The 18,090-nt window shown below is 62.8% G+C and carries 14 protein-coding genes and 2 pseudogenes; 2 read left to right on the forward strand and 14 right to left on the reverse strand.

The features are described 5' to 3' along the window. Window positions 1-107: 107 nt before the first annotated feature. The 10 genes from NA5_RS14500 to NA5_RS14550 all read right to left on the reverse strand — a co-directional run bounded on the left by NA5_RS14500 (window position 108) and on the right by NA5_RS14550 (window position 12,525). Window positions 108-476, reverse strand: a complete 369-nt coding sequence (locus NA5_RS14500; protein ID WP_062986027.1) for a DUF742 domain-containing protein — start codon at window positions 474-476, stop codon at window positions 108-110. Then, a complete protein-coding gene (locus tag NA5_RS14505) occupies window positions 473-997 on the reverse strand; it encodes a roadblock/LC7 domain-containing protein (RefSeq protein WP_307188882.1) in 525 nt (174 codons plus the stop codon). Before NA5_RS14505 ends, NA5_RS14500 begins: the two co-directional genes overlap by 4 nt. Continuing rightward, complete coding sequence (locus NA5_RS14510) at window positions 895-3,303, reverse strand: sensor histidine kinase (protein ID WP_062986029.1); 2,409 nt, start codon at window positions 3,301-3,303, stop codon at window positions 895-897. Before NA5_RS14510 ends, NA5_RS14505 begins: the two co-directional genes overlap by 103 nt. Before the next feature lie 1,459 nt (window positions 3,304-4,762). Beyond that, on the reverse strand, window positions 4,763-5,461 hold the full coding sequence (locus NA5_RS14520) for a TetR/AcrR family transcriptional regulator (RefSeq protein WP_084484140.1): 699 nt from the start codon (window positions 5,459-5,461) through the stop codon (window positions 4,763-4,765). Between the two features lie 218 nt (window positions 5,462-5,679). Beyond that, window positions 5,680-7,152 (reverse strand): CoA transferase, encoded by a 1,473-nt coding sequence (locus NA5_RS14525; protein ID WP_062986033.1) that lies wholly within the window; start codon window positions 7,150-7,152, stop codon window positions 5,680-5,682. A 77-nt stretch (window positions 7,153-7,229) separates the two neighbouring features. Next, window positions 7,230-8,738 carry an aldehyde dehydrogenase family protein gene (locus tag NA5_RS14530; protein ID WP_062986035.1) on the reverse strand — a complete coding sequence of 503 codons (1,509 nt, stop codon included), beginning with the start codon at window positions 8,736-8,738 and terminating at the stop codon, window positions 7,230-7,232. A 2-nt stretch (window positions 8,739-8,740) separates the two neighbouring features. Beyond that, window positions 8,741-9,709: a cytochrome P450 gene (locus NA5_RS14535; protein ID WP_169811300.1), complete on the reverse strand. Its 969-nt coding sequence runs from the start codon at window positions 9,707-9,709 to the stop codon at window positions 8,741-8,743. A gap of 311 nt (window positions 9,710-10,020) precedes the next feature. Further along, window positions 10,021-10,869: an SDR family NAD(P)-dependent oxidoreductase gene (locus tag NA5_RS14540; RefSeq protein ID WP_062986039.1), complete on the reverse strand. Its 849-nt coding sequence runs from the start codon at window positions 10,867-10,869 to the stop codon at window positions 10,021-10,023. Window positions 10,870-11,013: 144 nt separating this feature from the next. Continuing rightward, window positions 11,014-11,406, reverse strand: coding sequence for a nuclear transport factor 2 family protein (locus NA5_RS14545; RefSeq protein WP_062986041.1), 393 nt, complete (start codon window positions 11,404-11,406; stop codon window positions 11,014-11,016). A 15-nt stretch (window positions 11,407-11,421) separates the two neighbouring features. Further along, window positions 11,422-12,525, reverse strand: a complete 1,104-nt coding sequence (locus NA5_RS14550; RefSeq protein WP_062986042.1) for an alcohol dehydrogenase catalytic domain-containing protein — start codon at window positions 12,523-12,525, stop codon at window positions 11,422-11,424. A gap of 649 nt (window positions 12,526-13,174) precedes the next feature. Here NA5_RS14550 and NA5_RS43170 point away from each other — a divergent pair. Both NA5_RS43170 and NA5_RS42195 read left to right on the forward strand, forming a co-directional pair. After that, window positions 13,175-13,318: pseudogene (locus tag NA5_RS43170) on the forward strand (flavodoxin domain-containing protein); the annotation flags it as partial. Window positions 13,319-13,346: 28 nt separating this feature from the next. After that, window positions 13,347-13,608 (forward strand): annotated as a pseudogene (locus NA5_RS42195) (hypothetical protein); the annotation flags it as partial. Between the two features lie 518 nt (window positions 13,609-14,126). Here NA5_RS42195 and NA5_RS14560 read toward each other — a convergent pair. The 4 genes from NA5_RS14560 to NA5_RS14575 are packed head-to-tail and all read right to left on the reverse strand — an operon-like array spanning window position 14,127 to window position 18,078. Further along, window positions 14,127-14,534: a Zn-ribbon domain-containing OB-fold protein gene (locus NA5_RS14560; RefSeq protein WP_062986046.1), complete on the reverse strand. Its 408-nt coding sequence runs from the start codon at window positions 14,532-14,534 to the stop codon at window positions 14,127-14,129. Continuing rightward, window positions 14,531-15,661, reverse strand: a complete 1,131-nt coding sequence (locus tag NA5_RS14565) for a thiolase family protein (RefSeq protein ID WP_245672233.1) — start codon at window positions 15,659-15,661, stop codon at window positions 14,531-14,533. Before NA5_RS14565 ends, NA5_RS14560 begins: the two co-directional genes overlap by 4 nt. 54 nt (window positions 15,662-15,715) lie before the next feature. Beyond that, entirely contained in the window at window positions 15,716-16,939 is a 1,224-nt protein-coding gene (locus NA5_RS14570) for a CaiB/BaiF CoA transferase family protein (RefSeq protein WP_062986050.1), read from the reverse strand. Further along, complete coding sequence (locus NA5_RS14575; RefSeq protein WP_084484127.1) at window positions 16,936-18,078, reverse strand: CoA transferase; 1,143 nt, start codon at window positions 18,076-18,078, stop codon at window positions 16,936-16,938. Before NA5_RS14575 ends, NA5_RS14570 begins: the two co-directional genes overlap by 4 nt. Between the last annotated feature and the right edge of the window lie 12 nt (window positions 18,079-18,090).

Below are 18,090 nucleotides of genomic sequence, written 5' to 3' on the forward strand. Positions count from 1 at the left end.
CACTATGGTCCCAAACCGCACCAACGGTGGTTGTCTTCCCCACACCGAACCCGCCAGCGATGAGAATCTTCACCGACGCGGCCGGCCGACGTTCTCGTGTGTCCACGTCAGAGTTTTCTAATACCATTCAAAACCGCCCGGAGCGTGTCTATATCGGCGCTCGCCTGCGGCACAGATGGCCGGAACACAAGGCAGCCGTAAACGATAAGGTCACTGATCAGGATTTTTGTCACCATCAGGGGAAGCTGTAGCCGCGCCGAAACCTCCGCCACCGCTTGCGGTTTCGCGCACAACTGCAGAATTTCACGATGCTCGGGATCCATGCCCTGGCTCGGCGAGGCGGCACAGACCGTCATCACCTGCGTCGATACCTCGAGATCCGCACGCGAACTGCGTGTACGCCCGCGGGTTACCGCGAACGGACGCACCAACGGCCCGGCGGCGTCGTCGAACCAGGAGTGGCGCCGGTCGCTCACGGCACTCCCGAATCAGGTCTTCCGGCGCGGGAACCACGAGTCGACGCCGACAGCACTGTGCCGACGCGAATCACGACCTGCCCGATCTCGTACGCAATCAATCCCAGATCCGCCGACTCCTCGGCCAACAGCGCGAGGCAGGCGTTCGACCCGGCCGACGAGACGAACAGTACACTTCGGTCCAACTCCACTACCGTCTGCCGCACGGACCCACCATCGAATCGCCGACCCACGCTTCGCGCCAGCCCGTGCAACGCGGAGGCCATGGCACACAGATGCTCCGCGGCATCGCGCTCAATCGCCGTCGATTGCCCAAGCAACAACCCATCCGCGGACAACACCACCGCATGACGAACACCAACCAGCCGGCGGACCAAATCGTCCAGCAGCCAATCCAGCCTTTCCATTGGGGCGGTAGTCACCATGAACCTCTCGGTTGTTGGGGTTGATCCAGCTGCTGCCCGTGGCCGGGGCCAGCCGGTCGGCGGCCTTGTCTGGTACCCGTGTCGATCGCGGCCCATATGCTGCGGGCACGCTCCGGCGAATGCGCGGGATCCAGCACGGGCGCCGCCGACTCCGAGTCGACGCCGTGATTGGCCAGCTCGGGCGCGAGACTGTCCTGACGACGACGCCGCGGCAAGGGTGGACGGCCATCGTCCGGATACCAGGCCGCTTCCGCAACCTCGCCCTGTGCGTGAACCTGCTGAGACTCAGGCAATTTCGTAGCATGCTGACGATGGCGAGCACGATCGACAGACGGGCCGGAAGCCTGCGACCAGGGCTGCTCGACCGCCGCAATGACCTGATGACCGACTACCCGCACGCCGCCGTGCGGCGGTTCGCACAGTGTTGCCGGATTCGATCGAACAATCTCCGCGTCAACGGTTTCAGTATCCCTATTCTTCGCAACGAGCTTGGTCGGAATGAGGACCACAGCACGAATCCCGCCATAATCGGATTCGGCTAGGCGGACGCCGATGTCGTGGCGGGCTGCCAGGCGGGCGACCACGAACATTCCGAGCCGGGACTCACTGGAGATCTCGGCGACACCGAAGTCCGGGGCGTCGCTAAGGGCGGCATTAATCCGCTCCATCTGATCCGTGGTCATCCCGAGGCCCTGATCCAGGACCTCGACGGCCACGCCCTTGCCGACGACGTTGCCGGACACTTCGATACGGGATTCGGGCGGAGAGAACGCATTCGCATTGTCAACCAACTCGGCGAGCAGATGCACCAGATCGGCCACCACCGACCCCAGCAGCATGACCTCGGGCAGGCGTCCGATGCTGACCCGCGCGAAACCCTCGGTCTCGCCAATCGCACTACGGACGATCTCCAGCAAAGTCACCGGATTTCGCCATTTGCGCCCCGGCCGGTCGCCGCCGAGGATGATGAGATTCTCGGCGTTCCGCCGTTCTCGGGTCGCCAATTGGTCCAGCTTGAACAGCAGCTCCAGCAACGCCGGATCCTCCTGCCGTTCCTCGGCTCGGTCCAGCAACGCCAACTGCTGGTGGACAACCATCTGGCTGCGGTGAGCAATATTGAGGAATACCGCCCGCACACCCTCACGAGTCCGGGTCTCGGCGACCGTCGCGCTCACCGCGGCGCCATAGGCTCTACCGAAAGCTTCTGCGACCTCACCGATTTCGTCACGACCGAAATCGAGTTCGGTAGGCTCAGCCGCCACATCGACCGACTCGCCCGCCTCCAGCCTCCACAACAACCGTGGCAGCTCCTCATCCGCCAACGCCAACGTCCGAGTCCGCAATCGTCGTAGACGCCGGATCAGTCGGTTGGACAATGCCAGTGCGACAGCGAACGCGATAACCGCCACAACAACAATCGCGACGGCAGCGAGCAGTGAGGTGTACGCCATTCGCTGCCCAGCGTCCGCAGCGAGACTGAGTGCGGAGCGGACTTGCGATACCCATATCCCCAGCAACTCATTGTTGACGGCGGTGGCAGCACTCTGCCAACTCGCCAAGTCGAACGGCACGGATGGGGCTCGCGACTCGGTGTCCCCGCGCGATCCGGTGCCGTACTGGATCAGCGCTTCCTCCATCCTGCTCAGGTTCTGCCAAGCCGCTCCGGAGGTGAGCGCAGTCATGCGTTTCTGACCATCCGAAGCGAGTTCGGTCTCGAGCGCGCCGGCCTCGGTGTGATAGAAACCGATCAAGCGGTTGAACTCGGCGAATAGATCCGGCGCCAGCCGACCATCGATGGCGGCGAGCCCGCCTAGCGCGTTGCTGTGCGACATCGCCTCTGCGACGTCGGCCAGGCGGGTCGCAATGGCGAGGTTCGTCGCGGTCTTCGTATCGGGCGCAGTCGTGGTGACGGCGGACGTGCCTCTGATAGCGATAGCGGCCACGCGCGTGTAGAACTGATCGACTTCGTCGACCGAAGCACTACCGACGTCGACGCGGCTTCGCAGCGCCGAAATGCCGGCACGCGCAGTGTCGACCGTCGCCACGATGTCGGTGGTGGTGCCTGGCACCACTTTCTCGAGGGGGTGGCCGGCCGACGTGACCACGTCCCACCCGCCGTCGACGCGATGTCGCGCCTCTTGCAATGAGGTCGGGTCGGCTGCCCCACCAGCCAGCCGTAGAAGTGACCTCTCGCGCTCCTGCTGAACACCACTGATGAACTCGAAGCCTGGCGTCGAGGCGTGCTCGATCTCGGCGGACCAATTCTTCGCGCTAACACCACGATCCACCAGGATCCAGCCACCGGCAATCCCGAGGCCGCATAGCGCAACACTCGGAATGAGCGCGATCGCAAGGATCCGCGCCCGCGCTGTGAGCAGGGCGCTGAGCAAGGTCTTGAACAAAGGTACCAACCTGATGAGGCAGAACGATACGGCAGAGGTATGGGACACTGAATAGGATCTTCGTAGCGAAATCCACTGATTGCTAGAGGTCTCGGGAGTCACGGCATCCATAGCCGCGCACAAGGCAGAGGACACAGATCTTCGGAGAGCTTGCCATCGATGCGGACTTCGACGCCTCCGCGACGGGCGGCCGCTGCGAAGCGTTCGGCGATGTGCCGGTACGCGCGATACTGCAGAGCGGGATGCCCCGCGAAAAGTATGGTCACCCGACACTCGTCACCGCAATCATCGTTCACGTGCAACTCGGAGACGACATTCGCCGGCATCCGAGCAACACCCTGGCCCAGGTCCACACCGGACACAGGTGGCGAGATCGCCAGACGATGCCGCGCAACCCCAAAATACTGTGCAGCGCAGTACATTCCAGCCAACTTCGATCACCTCACGCACACTCGAGAACGAAATCGACGACTCCCCGCCGATCATGACCACGGGCCGTCGGCCACAGCGCCGGCAAGGCCGGGGAGCCATCCAAATGCCAATGACCAGCAAGCATTGAGCACCGCGCACAAGCGGCCGCGGTTCGACCGACGAGCGAGGGTCAGCAACCGTGCGTGCAGCGTTCACGACATGCCGCTCTACACCTCTCCTCCTTGCCCACTCCTGGCAGTTCTTCGTCCGATTTCACGCCGCACCCCCGAAGCGCCTCCGCGAGAGCGGATCTCGCGAACGCTGGCATGCCCATCGAGCACGCCCAACGACACCGCGCCACTTGCGCGGCACCGCGCGATGTGGCCTCGATTGCGTTCTTGCCATAAGTTCCATCGATTCTCGAGCGAATCCAGGCGGACGCACTCGGGACGAGATCTCACTCGACCAGCAGCGGTTCGGTTACAGTATAGTATACTGATATCCACGCGCGCCGCTAGAGCTCCCCGCAAACTACGGCCAGTAGCCTACTTCGAACAACGAATACCCTTCATAGAGTGCACTCTCTACGGGTGCGTGCTGCTCGTATAGATCAAAAGACGCCGTGCCAGATCACCCGCGGGTTAGGTACAGCAACGCCCGCGCCACAAGTTTCGAATGCCCCCATGTCGGTCAATAGAGAAACCGGCGAACCGCGAGACTCACCCCCACGGCATCGTCACCCTCCATCGAAGTTCATCGGCCTCGCAACTTAGGACGGAATTCGGAGGGCCCAAAGGTGACACCCAAGAGGGTACTCCGAGCCTCGCTATCAAGGACAAGCTCGGGCACAAGGTCACCAGCGGGAAGGCCCACGCGCATTTGCGGACCGACGACGCAAAGGCCGCTCCCGTCGACACCGTGAACCGGACTACTTTTCGACGGTAGTCCGCCCACAAAAGGGCAGTCACCTCATCAGCAGGCTTTCGCCATTATCCAGTGCTTTCTAACGATCAAATTGTCCCACAACATACCGCAGGTCCAGCGTAGATCAGTCCGATGTCTCCCCCGGGACGGGGGTCAACATCACTCTGAGGAATTCAAACCAAGACTTCTCGAACTCGTCCGAATACGGCTGGCCTAAAACCAGGCGAAAGACCCTGGGCATGGCCAGAGGAATTATCCGACCGAAGACAACAAGCGCCACCAACTTGTCCGCGGAGAGGCGGTTCGTGATCCGTCCAGCCGCCTGATCCTCCTCGATCCACTCGCGCATTATCCTGAAATTCTCCGCGCGCTTGGCATCGAGCTCGGGGCTTTCAACTCCTTCGGTGAGCCCCTCCCAGCTCTGCAGGCGTGCCCAGATGAGGCGGGCGTCGTCCCGACCGGCATGGAACTGCCGAGAGGCCATGTAGGAACGGCCACTCGATCGATCTTCTTCGATCGCCGCGCGCGCTTGGGTCACCAGGCGATCCATCACCGATTCATATAAATCCTGCTTGGTTCCGAAGTAGCGATAAATGAGCTGCTTGTTCGACTTCGCATTTTCGGCGATACGATCAACGCGCGCGCCGGCAATTCCGTATTCAGCAAACTCCGCGGCAGCCGCAGCCAGAATCCGCGCACGTGTCGCCTCCGGATCGCCACGCTTGTCGATTCTGGAGCTCGCCTTACCAGGGGCGGATGCGGCGTCGGGCGTTCCGGGGTCGTTCAGGGACGCTTGCGGACCGCCGTCCAGTTCACTCGACATGTCCACATAGTAACCACACGGTTGACAATACCCCCGGGAACCTGCCCGGCTTCTTCAGATCCCTTACAGGACAAGGGATCTCACAGCTCCCACATCTCGGGCGGCTTGGCATATCCCGGCTCGATGAGCTTCAACGGCATCGCGCCGAAGAACACATAAGAAGGGGCTCATCCGCATCCACGACATCGAGCACGGCTGGGTGTAGTCCTTCATGAATGTCAGAAAGTCCAGATCGGCGAGGACGAACCCACCCGCTCCGCGGGCCGTTCCCAGAACAGTGGTGTGTTGTCGATCGTGACCGGGAAGATCATGCGACGCACCGGACCAAAAGGCCCGGTATAGATCCGGTCCTGCCACGGGCCGTCGAGCGGGATATTAATCTTCGGACCCGGATCGGGATTTCGGGCTTCCTTGATGACCAGAGAGGCTGTCCGGGCAAGAGAGAACTTGGAGGTCGAGCCGACACCGGTCCGGAGCCGACGCGTCAAACCACGAATCGCGCCGGCCGCCATCAGATATCCCGTGGCGAGGTCGAGCCCCTCGACAACTGTATGCCGAGGACGAGATGCGTCGATAGGATGACCGTTGATACTCAAGGGAAGCCGATGCTCCGGATCCTCGAGTGCCCATGCTTGCGTCGCGTTCGCCAGACCTGTACTGAACTGGACAATCGTGTCGAAGCCCCGGCGCATGGCCCACGGCCCTGTCCAACCATAAGCCCGGATCGCGACTTCGATCAGATCAGGTTTGATGCTGCGACGCTCGGCCTCGCTGATGAGTCCGTCCAGGCCCCCCGGTCGATAGCCGTGGACGAGCACGTCGGCCTCGGACAGCAGGCGCTTGAACTGCTCGAGCCCCTCCGTAGTCGCCAGATCCAGGAATGCCCAGCGCTTACCGAGATTCTGGTCCGCGCCCTTGCCGAACCACATTGTGGACTCGTCCGAGCCGGGCTTGTCGATACGCAAGACCTCGGCGCCGAGCGCCGCCAGGAAGCGCGTTCCGATGGGCCCCGCGAGCACACGCGTCAGATCGAGCACTCGGATCCCCGCAAGCGGCCTGCCTGGCGTCGGACGCCAAGCGCTCCCACCAGCGAGGTGCTCGGTGACAGCGGCAAGTGGTTCCTGATCGACGGCCATACCCGCTGGGGAAGCGAACCATTCGTCCGAGGTCCGGCTCGCCGCCACGATGGATCCGCCATCGACCAGACGCTGTTCGATCTCGTCGGCTTTGCTCTGTGCCACAATCGCAGTGACCCGGTCGATATCTTCCGGCACTCCCAACGTCTTGGCGATACGCGCCCGCGCCGACGGGAAGATGCCGTGCAGACGCAGCCATCGATCATCCACAGTGGGCAGTTCTGTGAAGAACGGAAAGTTGCTCGAGTGGTTCTCCTGGATCAACGGGGCACCCAGCGGCAGCGAGGGCCCCGCAGGAAGGCGGAACCAGTCGCTCGCGACAACACGGTCGACCTCTATTCGAGGTGCGGGCTCCCCGACCTCCGATAGCAACTCCCCCACCGCTGTCCCAACCGTGCCGAATGCGGCGCCGGCCAGATCAGTCAGAGCGAAGGGCGAGGGCAAGGAGCCTTCTCCGGTGAACGAGACATTCTCGATCAGGTCAGTATCACCACCCAGTGCGCCCCACATGTCGGTGGCAAGTTTGCGTGCGACCGGATAATCGGGTTGCGACATATGACTTGTTCTCTTTCCCACCGGTGTGCCGACCCAAATCCGTTGCCTGGCACAGGGTGCGCGTGGCTTTGACGACGTTATGCACCGAGGCCGAGATATACCGACTTCGTTTCCGTGTACTGGTCGAGGGCGTGCAGGCCGCCTTCGCTGCCGATGCCCGATTCCTTGGTTCCGCCGAACGGCATGAGCGGTGAGAACATTCGCCACGTGTTGATCCACACCACACCGGCCTCCAGCCACGGCGCAAGACGATGCGCCCGCTCCAAGTCCGAAGTCCAAAAGCCAGCGGTGAGGCCATATTTCGTATCATTTGCGATGGCGACAGCCTCGGCGTCGGTGCTGAACCTGATCGCCGCACCGACAGGCCCGAAAATCTCTTCCTGAGCCAGGCGTGCGTGGTTGTCGACGTCGCCGTACAGCGTCGGCTCCACGAAAAGCCCATGCTCAAGTTCCGCGGTGCCGGTACCTCGCCGACCGCCGGTGACCAGCCGGTGCTGCGCCGCGGCTGCTACATCGAAATAGCTCGTGACTTTCTCGAACTGAGGACGTGAGGCCAAGGGCCCCAACTCGGTACCGACTTCGAGCGGGTCACCGAGCGTCAGAGCGGCGAGCGCTGTGCCGACTCGACCGATGACCTCCTCGTAGATGCTCTCGTGTACGAGGACACGCGAACCCGCGTTGCACGCCTGGCCGGTGCCAGCCGTGATGCCCTTGACAAGGGAATCCACAGCGCGATCGAGGTCGGCGTCGGGGAACACGATTTGCGCGCCCTTCCCGCCGAGTTCCAATGTGACACGGGCGAAGCGTTCGGCTCCGGCGCGGGCGATCGCCCTGCCGGTGGTCGTGGACCCGGTGAATGCCAGTTTGTCCACCCAGGGATGCTCGGCCAGCGCCCGACCGGTGCCGCCTCCGCCCGTGACGACGTTGACGACACCCTTCGGGATACCCGCCTCGACGGCGAGTTCCGCGAGACGCAGCGTCGACACCGGGGTCACCTCGCTCGGCTTGATCACCACGGTGTTGCCGACGGCCACTGCAGGAAACAATTTGGGCACCAATAGCCCGAGCGGGTTGTTCCACGGAGTGATCGCACCGACCACGCCGATCGGGCTTCGCAATGTCCAGCCCTGGTGGTTCGGCAGTGCGGGGTCGATCGTGTAGCCGTGATGCATCTGGGCGAGTTGGGCGTAGTACGCCGCCGCCCGCGCGCAACCCTGCGAGGCGGCGCGCATCTCCACGATCGTTTTGCCGTTCTCGTGCACCTGAAGCCGAGAAAGTTCCTCCGCATGTTCCGCGATCAGCCGGCCCCACTTCACCAGCAGGGCCGATCGCTGCGACTGCGATGTATCGCGCCATCCGGCGTACGCACGTCGCGCGGCCCGCACGGCGCGATCGACATCGACGGGCGACGCCTCGGCGACATGACCCCATTCGCGGTTCTCGAAGGGATCGACACAACGGAACGTCGCCCCACCTTCCGCCGTCGTACTCTCGCCGTCGATCAGCAACCCATAACGTGCGTCCTCGGGGATCTCGGGAAAGCGCGAGCCGACTGAGATCGCCTCGGACGCAACGGAATTGCTCATGTTCACTTCTTCCTGGCGACCGGGAGCGCCTGAAGCTGGTTGATGAAGTTCGACCAGCCGCGCTCAGGCGTTCCATTGAGCTCGAGCCGAATGTTCCTGGCGGCCAACTCCTCGAACAGCACCTGTATCTCGAGAATGGCCAGATACGCCCCGATACAGCGGTGGATACCCGAGCCGAACGCGAGCGTCACCGTCTCCTTACGCCACGGATCGAACGTGTCGGGGTTGTCGAACACCGTCTCGTCGCGGTTCGCGGCGGCGTAGTAGAGCACCATGACGTCGCCTTTGCTCACCTGTGTCCCGGCGAACTCGATGTCCGTCGTCGCGGTGCGCGCCATCTGCATCGCCGGCGAGATCATCCGGATGAATTCCTTGGCCACAAGCTCGCTTTCACCGTTCGCGACGGCTCGATCGACCTTCTCCCGGACGTCCGTGTCCTCGAGATACATCCGCATGGACTGCCCGATCACGGTGTGTGTGGTCTCGAATCCCGCCGACATCATGAGCACCATCCATCGGACGAACTCCGTGGAGCTGAGCGTGCCGTCCTCGACAAGTGCACCCAATTCGGTGAACATGTCCTCGGCAGGGTGTTCACGCTTGTACGCCTGCATCTGCAGGGCGTATTCGACCATATCGGCCTGAGCCTCCTGGATCGCGTGGAGACCAGCCTCGCCCTTCTCATCGGGCTTGCGCTGCTGCGTGGCGTTGAACGTGGCAATGGTCCAATCGACCATCTTCTTCCGGTCCAAACGCGGCACACCGAGCACACGCCCGATGACATACGCCGGGACGGTACGAGCAAACTCCTCGACGTAGTCGAACTCGTCCTTATCTGCGACCCCTTCGATGACCTCGTCGACGATCTCGCGCACCCAGGGCTCGAAGTGCTGCACGACCCGCGGGGCGAAGCCGCCTGCCGCGGCCCGCCGAAGCCGAGTATGCCGGGGAGGGTCGGTGAGCATCAGCACGTCACCGTGCGGACTGGTCATCGGCTCACGTGTCATGAGTGGATACGCCGCGCCCTGAGTCGAGGTGAAGACCTCGACGTTCTTCTCCAGTTGCTGGATGTCCTTGAATCTGGTGACGGCCCAATAGCCGCCGTTCACGGTCGACAATTCGGTTGGCTGCCAATACAGGCCGGGCGTCTCACGGATACGCTTGAACGCCTCATACGGGACAGCATCGACGAAAGTCGCTGGATCGCTGAGATCCGGAAGTGGGGTTTCAGAGGCGAGAGTACTCATGATGTTCCTCAGGTAGTTCCCAGCAGAGTTGGTTGTCAGTGGCCCATGACCGGGCATTTGCTGATGTCGCCGCTCTGGTCCTGGCCGCCGCCACGCCCGGCCGCGTCCAGGTCGCGCAGGACCGCCTCGGCGCGAGCACGCGCGAAGGGCACTGACTTCGGATTGGTCACGATGATCTGTCGGCCGTTGCTCAGCCCCTCGAAAGCGATGCGGGCGACGTCGGCGGCCGGCTGTGTGTACGGCTCGACGGCCGCGCGGAATTCCTCCGACTTGTCCATGATCGCGGAAACGGACTCCGTCAGCACCCAGCCTGGCGCCAGGAGAGACACCTGAACCCCGGTGGCGGCGAGATCACGGCGCGCAGTCTCCGTGATGGCGAGATCCGCTTGTTTGCTGATCGTGTAGCCGCTGAGCGGCATGACGTGAGGCGGCACGCCCAGCGAGTGCTCGGAGCCGACGTTGAGCACATATGCCGGCTTATCTTCCTTCGCCTTCGCGACCAGGTCGCCCGCGAAGGCGCGAATGATCCAGATGTAGCCCAGAACGTTGACCTCGAGGGTGCGGCGCAAGGCGTCGACATCACTGTCGAACAGTGAGCCCTGCGCACCGCCGCCGGCGGCGTTGTTGATTACCACATTCGCAGGACCGTGCTTCCCCTGCACGAATGTGGCGAAAGCTTCCACTTCATCGGGGTGGGAGACGTCGACCTGGAACCAGTCGGCTTCGTACCCTTCGGACCTGAGCTTCTCGACGGCAGCCGCGGCATCGGTCAGAGACCCGATCACCACGCGGGAGCCGAGCCGCGCGGCCTCGGCGGCGAGAGCGAACCCCACCCCCTGTCCTCCTCCAGTGACGACCGTCAGGGTGCCCGTCAGATCGGTCATTGTCTGCCTCCTTGCAGATTTGAGCGCAGCAGACCAGCGCTGCCCACAACGTAGGCCGGGGCGAGCCAGAATGTCAACTATTTAGTTACTATTTTGGAGACAAGGCTGCACACGGCCGCACAGCGACGACCTTTCACCAACTGATCACCTGAGCTGCAGGGTCCGCTCCGCGAACCGCCATCCCGCGGCGGTCTTCACGAACCGGTCCGAATAGCGTGGCGCTGCCCGAATCTCCCAGTGGCCGTGCGTTTTACCCAGCAGAACCATGTCGAGACTGCCGTATGCCTCCACGGACGATGTCACGCGCACATACGAATTCATCATCAGGTGTCGGAGCGGACCTGCCGCGGCGGTCGAGGCAATCCAGTCGCGGATCTCCGATTGGCCCGCGATGACCCGGTCACCGATGCGAATGACGCCATCGTCGGAGAACAGACCTGCGAAGGCGTCGTGTTCCCCATCATCGGCATGCTGCGGATATAGGCCGAGAAGCTGCCGGATGTCGCTCTCGGCAACGAGACGCTCGAGGCCGTCCATGTATCTACTCCGTTCTCAGTACACGACTACGGTTCTCACGGCTTGGCCACTGGAAACCAGATCGAATCCATCGTTGATGTTCGCGTGGTTCAGCCGATGGGTGACGAGTTCGTCGAGCAGGACCGTGCCGTCGCGGTACCAGTCGACGATTCGTGGGATGTCCGTCAGCGGATTGACATTGCCGAGGAAGGTGCCCTGCAGACGCCGTCCCATCCAGAACGTCGACGCCGGCAGCGTCAATTCGCTTCCGCCCGGCGCGATCCCAACAGCCACGCACACGCCGCTGAACGGGTCGACCATCGCGAGGGCCTGTTCGATGAGTCGGGCGTTGCCGACACACTCGAACGAGTAGTCTGCCGGCCCGCTCAGCAGCTCGGTGACCTGGTCAGCGAGCGTGTGCTCAGTTGCGATCGGCTGCAGGAAGTCCGTAGCGCCGAATCGCTTCGCGACATCCTCCTTGCTGGAATTGGTATCCACCGCGACGATCCGTGCCGCTCCGGCGATGCGTGCTCCTTGGATGACATTGAGCCCGACGGACCCCATCCCGATGACGACCACCGTCGACCCTTCACTCACCTCGGCACTGGAGAGCGCTGCCCCCATCCCAGTAATGACTCCGCATGGGACGAGCGCTGCCGAATCGAACGGCATGTCGTTCGGAATCTTGATCAAGTTTCCGGCAGGAAGCACACTATGACCGGCAAAGCTGGCGACAACGCCGGCGGACGCAATTTCCTTGCCTCTCCACGTATAGACCGGGCGGCGGCTGCCCGCTTTTGCGGTTTCGGCGCAGAACGACGACTTGCCGGTCCGGCACGAGGCACACACTCCACAATGCGCGATGTTGCTCAGGATGACGTGGTCCCCCGGTTGAACACCATCGACATCCCTTCCACATTCCAGCACAACTCCCGCCCCTTCGTGGCCGAGCACTGCCGGTAGCGCGGTCCCCGGGAAGTCGCCGGTCATCATCGAAAAATCGGTATGACACAGGCCGCTCGCCTTCATCTGCACAAGCACCTCATGCGACTCCGGTGCGCGGACCTCGACCGACTCGACAACCAACGGCTCCCCTGTGGCCGGTGCGACCGCAGCGACAGACTCGATATTCCTACTCATGGACGGACTCCTCTTCCGATCACTCCCCGAGCGATCCGAGCCTGGGCCGACCCGGCGCACCGTTGGATTGACACATGAATTGTGTTGCGCTGGAACCGATGACGACAGACCAGACCGCCATCATTCCTCGCCTGGCATGCCGTGTTGACGCCCTCATCGCTCCGCCGACTTCCGTAGGGTCCGAATGTCGATATCGACCACGTGACGACGAGTGACCTCACCACCAGGCGCATCGTCTTGAAATGTGTTGCTGGGCCCCGACTCGATCGGAATCACCAATCGTCCGTCGCGAATGGCGGTCAGAGAAACGAGCTGCTCGCCATACTCGCCAACCATCCGCGCCCGATAGCTGCCGCTGGCGGCGTAGACAGGCGAAGTCACGATCCGGGCCGGTCCGGCCCGATAGTCGTCCCAGGTATGCGGAATTCCCTCCTGCACCAAGGTTTTATGTAGCGCGGCGCCCGTCGACGCTGTTGACAAGGCTGGCGGACCCAAGCGAAGATGTCAACTATTCAGTTGCAATCTTGGCCGAGGTGACGCCTCGACCTTGCAACAAGCCGAGCTGTCGGGGCTCGGGGGCCTCCCGTGGGGGAAGGAGAAACAGACAATGGAGTCACAAGTCCTCAGTGAGCCAGTTGTGAGCACTTCGATGGACAGTGCCGACACGTCGACCACGACAACGGTCAACGTACTGTTCGGGTCACAGACTGGGAACGCAGAGGGCGTTGCGGCTCGGTTCGCCGACGTGGCACGTGCAAATGGGTTGACGGTCAACACATCCGAACTCAACGAGTTCAGTATGGATCGCCTTGCCCGGACATCTCGACACGGCATTTTCACGCGACCAGGCACACAAAGAGTACGTTCAGACGCGCATGCTCGAGCACGCAGAAGAGCTGTACGCGTGGCTCGAGGACGGCCTATGTCTATGTCTGCGGCAACGCGGAGCGAATGGCGCCGGATGTCGAGTCCGCCCTCCTGACGATCATCGCGACTCAACGTGGTGTCGACGAAGCGGGCGCCCAGTCCTACCTGGACACCCCACGGCCAATCCCCGCATCTCCGCAGCCGTTTCCGAGGTGACCAAACCAAACTCGGTGCGGACCACCGCCAATGGCGCGTGCAGGTACGGAAGAAGTTCCAGGAGCGGACGAATCGAATGTTGTAGCGATCGCTGCGTTTCCATCGCCACGAGTCGCCGACTCGACCGAATGATGCCTTAGCGACATGCCGCAGCAGGAAGTCCGGCGCAGAAGGGCTTGACACCGCGCGCACTCGGAAGAAGTCGGCCACCCCTCTTCCAGGGAAGAGATTAGACCCGACTCGAATCGTCACGTGACAGATACTCGTCGTCATTGAACCGCGTGTCGGCGGTGATCACACCGCTCACAAGATCTGGAAAGTCGATCGCCGCGGCGACGGCTGATTGTCCGGGTGCAAGCCCCGTGCACCAGCACGACCGGCGCATCCCCCTGCGCGCCCCACGATGTAGTAGTGGACGTTCACCCCGTCCACTACTACATCGTGCTCATCGGGTGTGGAAGCAATTCCTTTGTCGAACCACGCGGATGTTTCCTCGGTGAGAGTGGTGGTCTCCTCGCTCACGCCGATTCGAAGCGCAACAGGGTAACCTCGTCGTTGACGTCATCCCAGGATGCCCGGACACGCTGGTCCACTTTGGCGTCTCCCGGCGCGATGTCCAGGCGAACGTTGAAAATCGGGCCATCGTCTGTCACGACTCGTCCTATGACATAAGGGATTTCGTTGTTCTTCGACGGGTCCAGCGCACGGTGGTAGACCACGAAACTGAAGACCGTGCCTTGCGGAGAGATCTCTGTCCAGACCTGGTTCGGAGACCAGCATTTCGGGCAGATCTCGAGAGCCGGATACCGCAGGTCTCCACAATCCTCGCACTTCTGCGCGACCAGCACGTGCCGCTTGGCCGCCTCCCAGAACGGCGCGGTGGCCGGCGCGGTCACGTCGGGCAGCCGGGTAAGTGTCGTGCTCACTGATCCACTCCAATGATCGATGCGGCACTCTTGTGAAAAGCCATGGTCGAGCAGTACAGGGCCAATTCCGGGTTGTTGGGCACCTGACGCTCGGGTTCGACCGTGCCACGCAACTGGCGCACTGCCTCGACCATGTGCAGCCAGCCCCACATATAACTCTCGGACAGCTGTCCGCCGTTGGTGTTCAGCGGCATGTCACCGCCGGGGCGAGTGTGGCCCTCGGCCACCCAACGACCACCCTCACCCACGGGGGCGAACCCGTAGTACTCCACCATCTGCAGGTTCCACACCGCGGTCGGGTTCTGGATGTACAGGATGTCGATGTCGTCCGGAGTGAAACCCGTTGTCTCCCAGATCCTTGCGGCGGTGCCCTTGATGTTCGGGCGCATATGCCAGTCGGGAAAATAGTCGCCCCGGATCTCGTTGTTCTCCGCCATGCCCAAGATGTACACCGGCTTGTTCGGATAATCCCGGGCTCGTTCGGCACTGGTGACCACCAGCGCCACACCGCCATCGGAGACCATCGTGACATCCTCACGACGCAACGGCTCTACCATGTACGGCCGGGCCAGGTAGTCCTCGATCGTCAACGGGTCACGGAAGATCGCCAGCGGATTACGTTGTGCCCATTCACGTTCGGAGACCGCGAACCAGCCGAACTCCTCGTCGGTCGTGCCGTACAGCGCTTTGTGCCGCTGCAGTGCCATTCCCGCCTGCCCGGCGATGTGCACGAAGCCGGACGCACCCTCCAGCGTCGGTTGCGACGCGGCGAAATTCACCTTGCTCGAGCGAGCGTTCGCGCCGTATACCAATACGATCGTCTCGGCCAACCCGGTCAGAATCGCTTGCACCGCTAGGTGCAGTGAAAAATTGCATGTGCCGTAGTCCAGGGTCTGCGCGTACTTCGGGCTCAGCCCAAACAGCGGGCCCACGCTCACATCGGTGTTGCCACCCTGGATCGACTTGCAGGTGATCAAGCCATCGACCTGATCCTTGGTCAGCTGAGCATCCGCGAGTGCGGATTGAATGGCCTCGATCGAGAGCCGTTCGGCGCTCTTCCCCGGGAACGTGCCTTGGTCGGAGTGTCCCAACCCGACGATCGCGACTTTCCCTCTGATGTCCGTCACATTCATGCCTTTCTCATCTGTGGTGGGCCGCAGACCTCGCTGTTGTCCGCCGAATCAGCCACGACTTGCCGCGGACCGCGGCCGGGAGACAACGCCTCGGGCGTACGGGGACTCGATTTCCGTTTGCACATACCCCAATTCGGCAAGCACCTCATCGGTGTCCTCACCGACATGGGGTGCCCTCTTCCGCACGCGGTCCGGTCCGCCTTTGTCGAACTGAACGACCCACCCGCGCTGTTGCTCGGTACCGCCGCCGTCAGGGAGATCAACCGTCTGCCACCAGCCGCGCTCCCGTAGGTACGGGTCGTTCAGCAGCTCTTCGCCGCTGTTGATCGGAACAGCATCGAGGCCGGCTGCTTGTAGTACCGCAACTGCGGCCTCGCGCGTGCGGTCTGCCGCCCACCGGTCCGTCGCGGAACGAAGCGCGGCCACTTCGACATCGCCGTCGGGATCACCGCTGAGATCGGCCGCGACGATCGTTGCAAGACGCTCGCGCGTGGCGGCTGAGGGCACAGAGATCGCGAACCATCGATCTTCGCCGGAACACCGCGAAACCCATTCGGCCCTGCCAGGCTCGGCATTGCCGGAAGGACCCGGTGCCGCACCGGTCAGGGAAGTCTCGAGGATCCACTCGCCGAGCAGACTCGTCACCACCTCGCGCTGCGACAAATCCACCCATCGCGGTCTCCCATCTGCGCGTGAGGCCATCACAGCGGCGAGGATGACCGCGGGAGAGATCGTGTTCGCCGTTTGGTCGGGATAGTTGACACGGCCGCTCGACCAGGTCGGCGTGGACTCGTCGTAACCCGTCACCGACATCATCCCGCCGAGCGCGTCGAGCGTAGTACCGAACGAGGTGTACCCACGATCGGGTCCGGTCGCGCCCTGGCTGGATATCGAGACCAGCACGATGTTGCTGCGGATATCGATCAGATCCTTGAATCCCAGACCGAGCCGCTCGACCACACCGCGGCGGAAATTCTCCACCACGACGTCGCTGTCGGCGATGAGGCGCCGCACCACTTCATGACCTTCGGGGGCCTTGAGATTCACGGACAAACCACGCTTGTTGCGATTCGCCACGCGGAATGGCGGGAAGTCGAGGTCGGTAGACCCGCCCTGGTCACCGGTGAATCCGAGACGGTACATATCCGGGCGGTCTTCGCTCTCGATCTTGACGACATCGGCACCGAAGTCCCCGAGAACCTGTGTTGCCCCCGCGCCCGCCGTGACGATGGAGAGATCGGCCACTTTCAGGCCGTCGAGCATTCCGCTCATGCGACATTCACTTCCGAACCAGCATCGTCGGATGTCAGGATCTGCCACGGTGCGTCCGGTATTTCTCCGGCTCCTACACCATCGATCTCGACACTCTGAAAAAACTTGCGGGAGCGGGCCTGCGGCGATGTCAGCAGGTCGCTCATCGTAGCGACGTGGCCCGCGGGGATCCCCCGTGACTGCGCGCGATGGTAGAGGTCCGTCTTCGACAACGTGCGGGTTGTCTCCTCGATGACAGCGGCGAGTTCAGCCTGGTGCTGAGCCCGAGCGGCCGGATCTTTGAACCGGTCCTCGTCCAGCCGCGGGTCGCCGACGATCTTCTTGACGTCGTCCCAATGCGGGGGGGTGAAGAACATCGCAAAGTGGCCGTCACGCGTCCGGACCACCACCGGACCGCCGCCGTCCTGTCCACGACGCTCGCGGGGGCGCCCTGCTTGTGTGGCGCTGGCGATCTTCCATTCGAGGTGCGCCACCGACTCGAAGTCCGACGTCGTGAAGAATGCACCCTCGCCTGTGTTCTGTCGCCGGAACAGGCCGATCATCACCCCATCGAGCGCCAAGAGGCCGGTCGTCGCCTGCATCACATGGCCGCCGAGCCGCACCGGCTCGCGTTCCATAACACCGATGACATTCATCAAGCCGCCGGCGGCCTGTGCCAACAACTCGCTCCCATGCAAGCGTGTGTAGGGCCCGGAATCACCCCAATGCGTGATCTGACCGATCACTGCGCGCGAGGCGGTCTCGCGAATGTGCGCAACCGGCACACCGAAGCCTTCCCACTCTGCGCTCGTCCCCGCGATCAGCACGACGTCCGCTTCGTCCAGTAGCAGTTCGAGTCGACCACGACCGTCAGCGGATCCCAGATCGATCGAGACCAGGTTTTTGCCATGGTGTAACCACTCGGCGACGGCCGATCGAGTGTTGTCACCCTCGCCGATCAGTGGAGCGAGATCGGCTGTCTCGGTGGGTGCTCCGACCGGGAGCACCCGAGTCACTTGCGCGCCGAGCCGTTCCAGGTATCGCCCAGCCGTTCCGGTCGCGACGGTGTCCCCCAGCTCGAGCACCTTCGTCGATGCGGGAAGCAGGGCTGTCCGCCGCTCGCCCGAGGATCGGATGCTCTCAGCATTGCTCATACTCATCTCCGAATCCGC

This window comes from Nocardia anaemiae NBRC 100462 (assembly GCF_001612725.1).
Taxonomy (GTDB): Bacteria; Actinomycetota; Actinomycetes; order Mycobacteriales; family Mycobacteriaceae; genus Nocardia; species Nocardia anaemiae.

Excerpts from the sequence above, each read along its gene's own strand:
- NA5_RS14530 (WP_062986035.1), bottom strand. The coding sequence starts at position 8,738 with ATGAGCAATTCCGTTGCGTCCGAGGCGATCTCAGTCGGCTCGCGCTTT.
- NA5_RS14570 (WP_062986050.1), bottom strand. The coding sequence starts at position 16,939 with ATGAGCGGAATGCTCGACGGCCTGAAAGTGGCCGATCTCTCCATCGTC.
- NA5_RS14520 (WP_084484140.1), bottom strand. The coding sequence starts at position 5,461 with ATGTCGAGTGAACTGGACGGCGGTCCGCAAGCGTCCCTGAACGACCCC.
- NA5_RS14525 (WP_062986033.1), bottom strand. The coding sequence starts at position 7,152 with ATGTCGCAACCCGATTATCCGGTCGCACGCAAACTTGCCACCGACATG.
- NA5_RS14505 (WP_307188882.1), bottom strand. The coding sequence starts at position 997 with ATGGGCCGCGATCGACACGGGTACCAGACAAGGCCGCCGACCGGCTGG.
- NA5_RS14540 (WP_062986039.1), bottom strand. The coding sequence starts at position 10,869 with ATGACCGATCTGACGGGCACCCTGACGGTCGTCACTGGAGGAGGACAG.
- NA5_RS14575 (WP_084484127.1), bottom strand. The coding sequence starts at position 18,078 with ATGAGTATGAGCAATGCTGAGAGCATCCGATCCTCGGGCGAGCGGCGG.
- NA5_RS14550 (WP_062986042.1), bottom strand. The coding sequence starts at position 12,525 with ATGAGTAGGAATATCGAGTCTGTCGCTGCGGTCGCACCGGCCACAGGG.
- NA5_RS14545 (WP_062986041.1), bottom strand. The coding sequence starts at position 11,406 with ATGGACGGCCTCGAGCGTCTCGTTGCCGAGAGCGACATCCGGCAGCTT.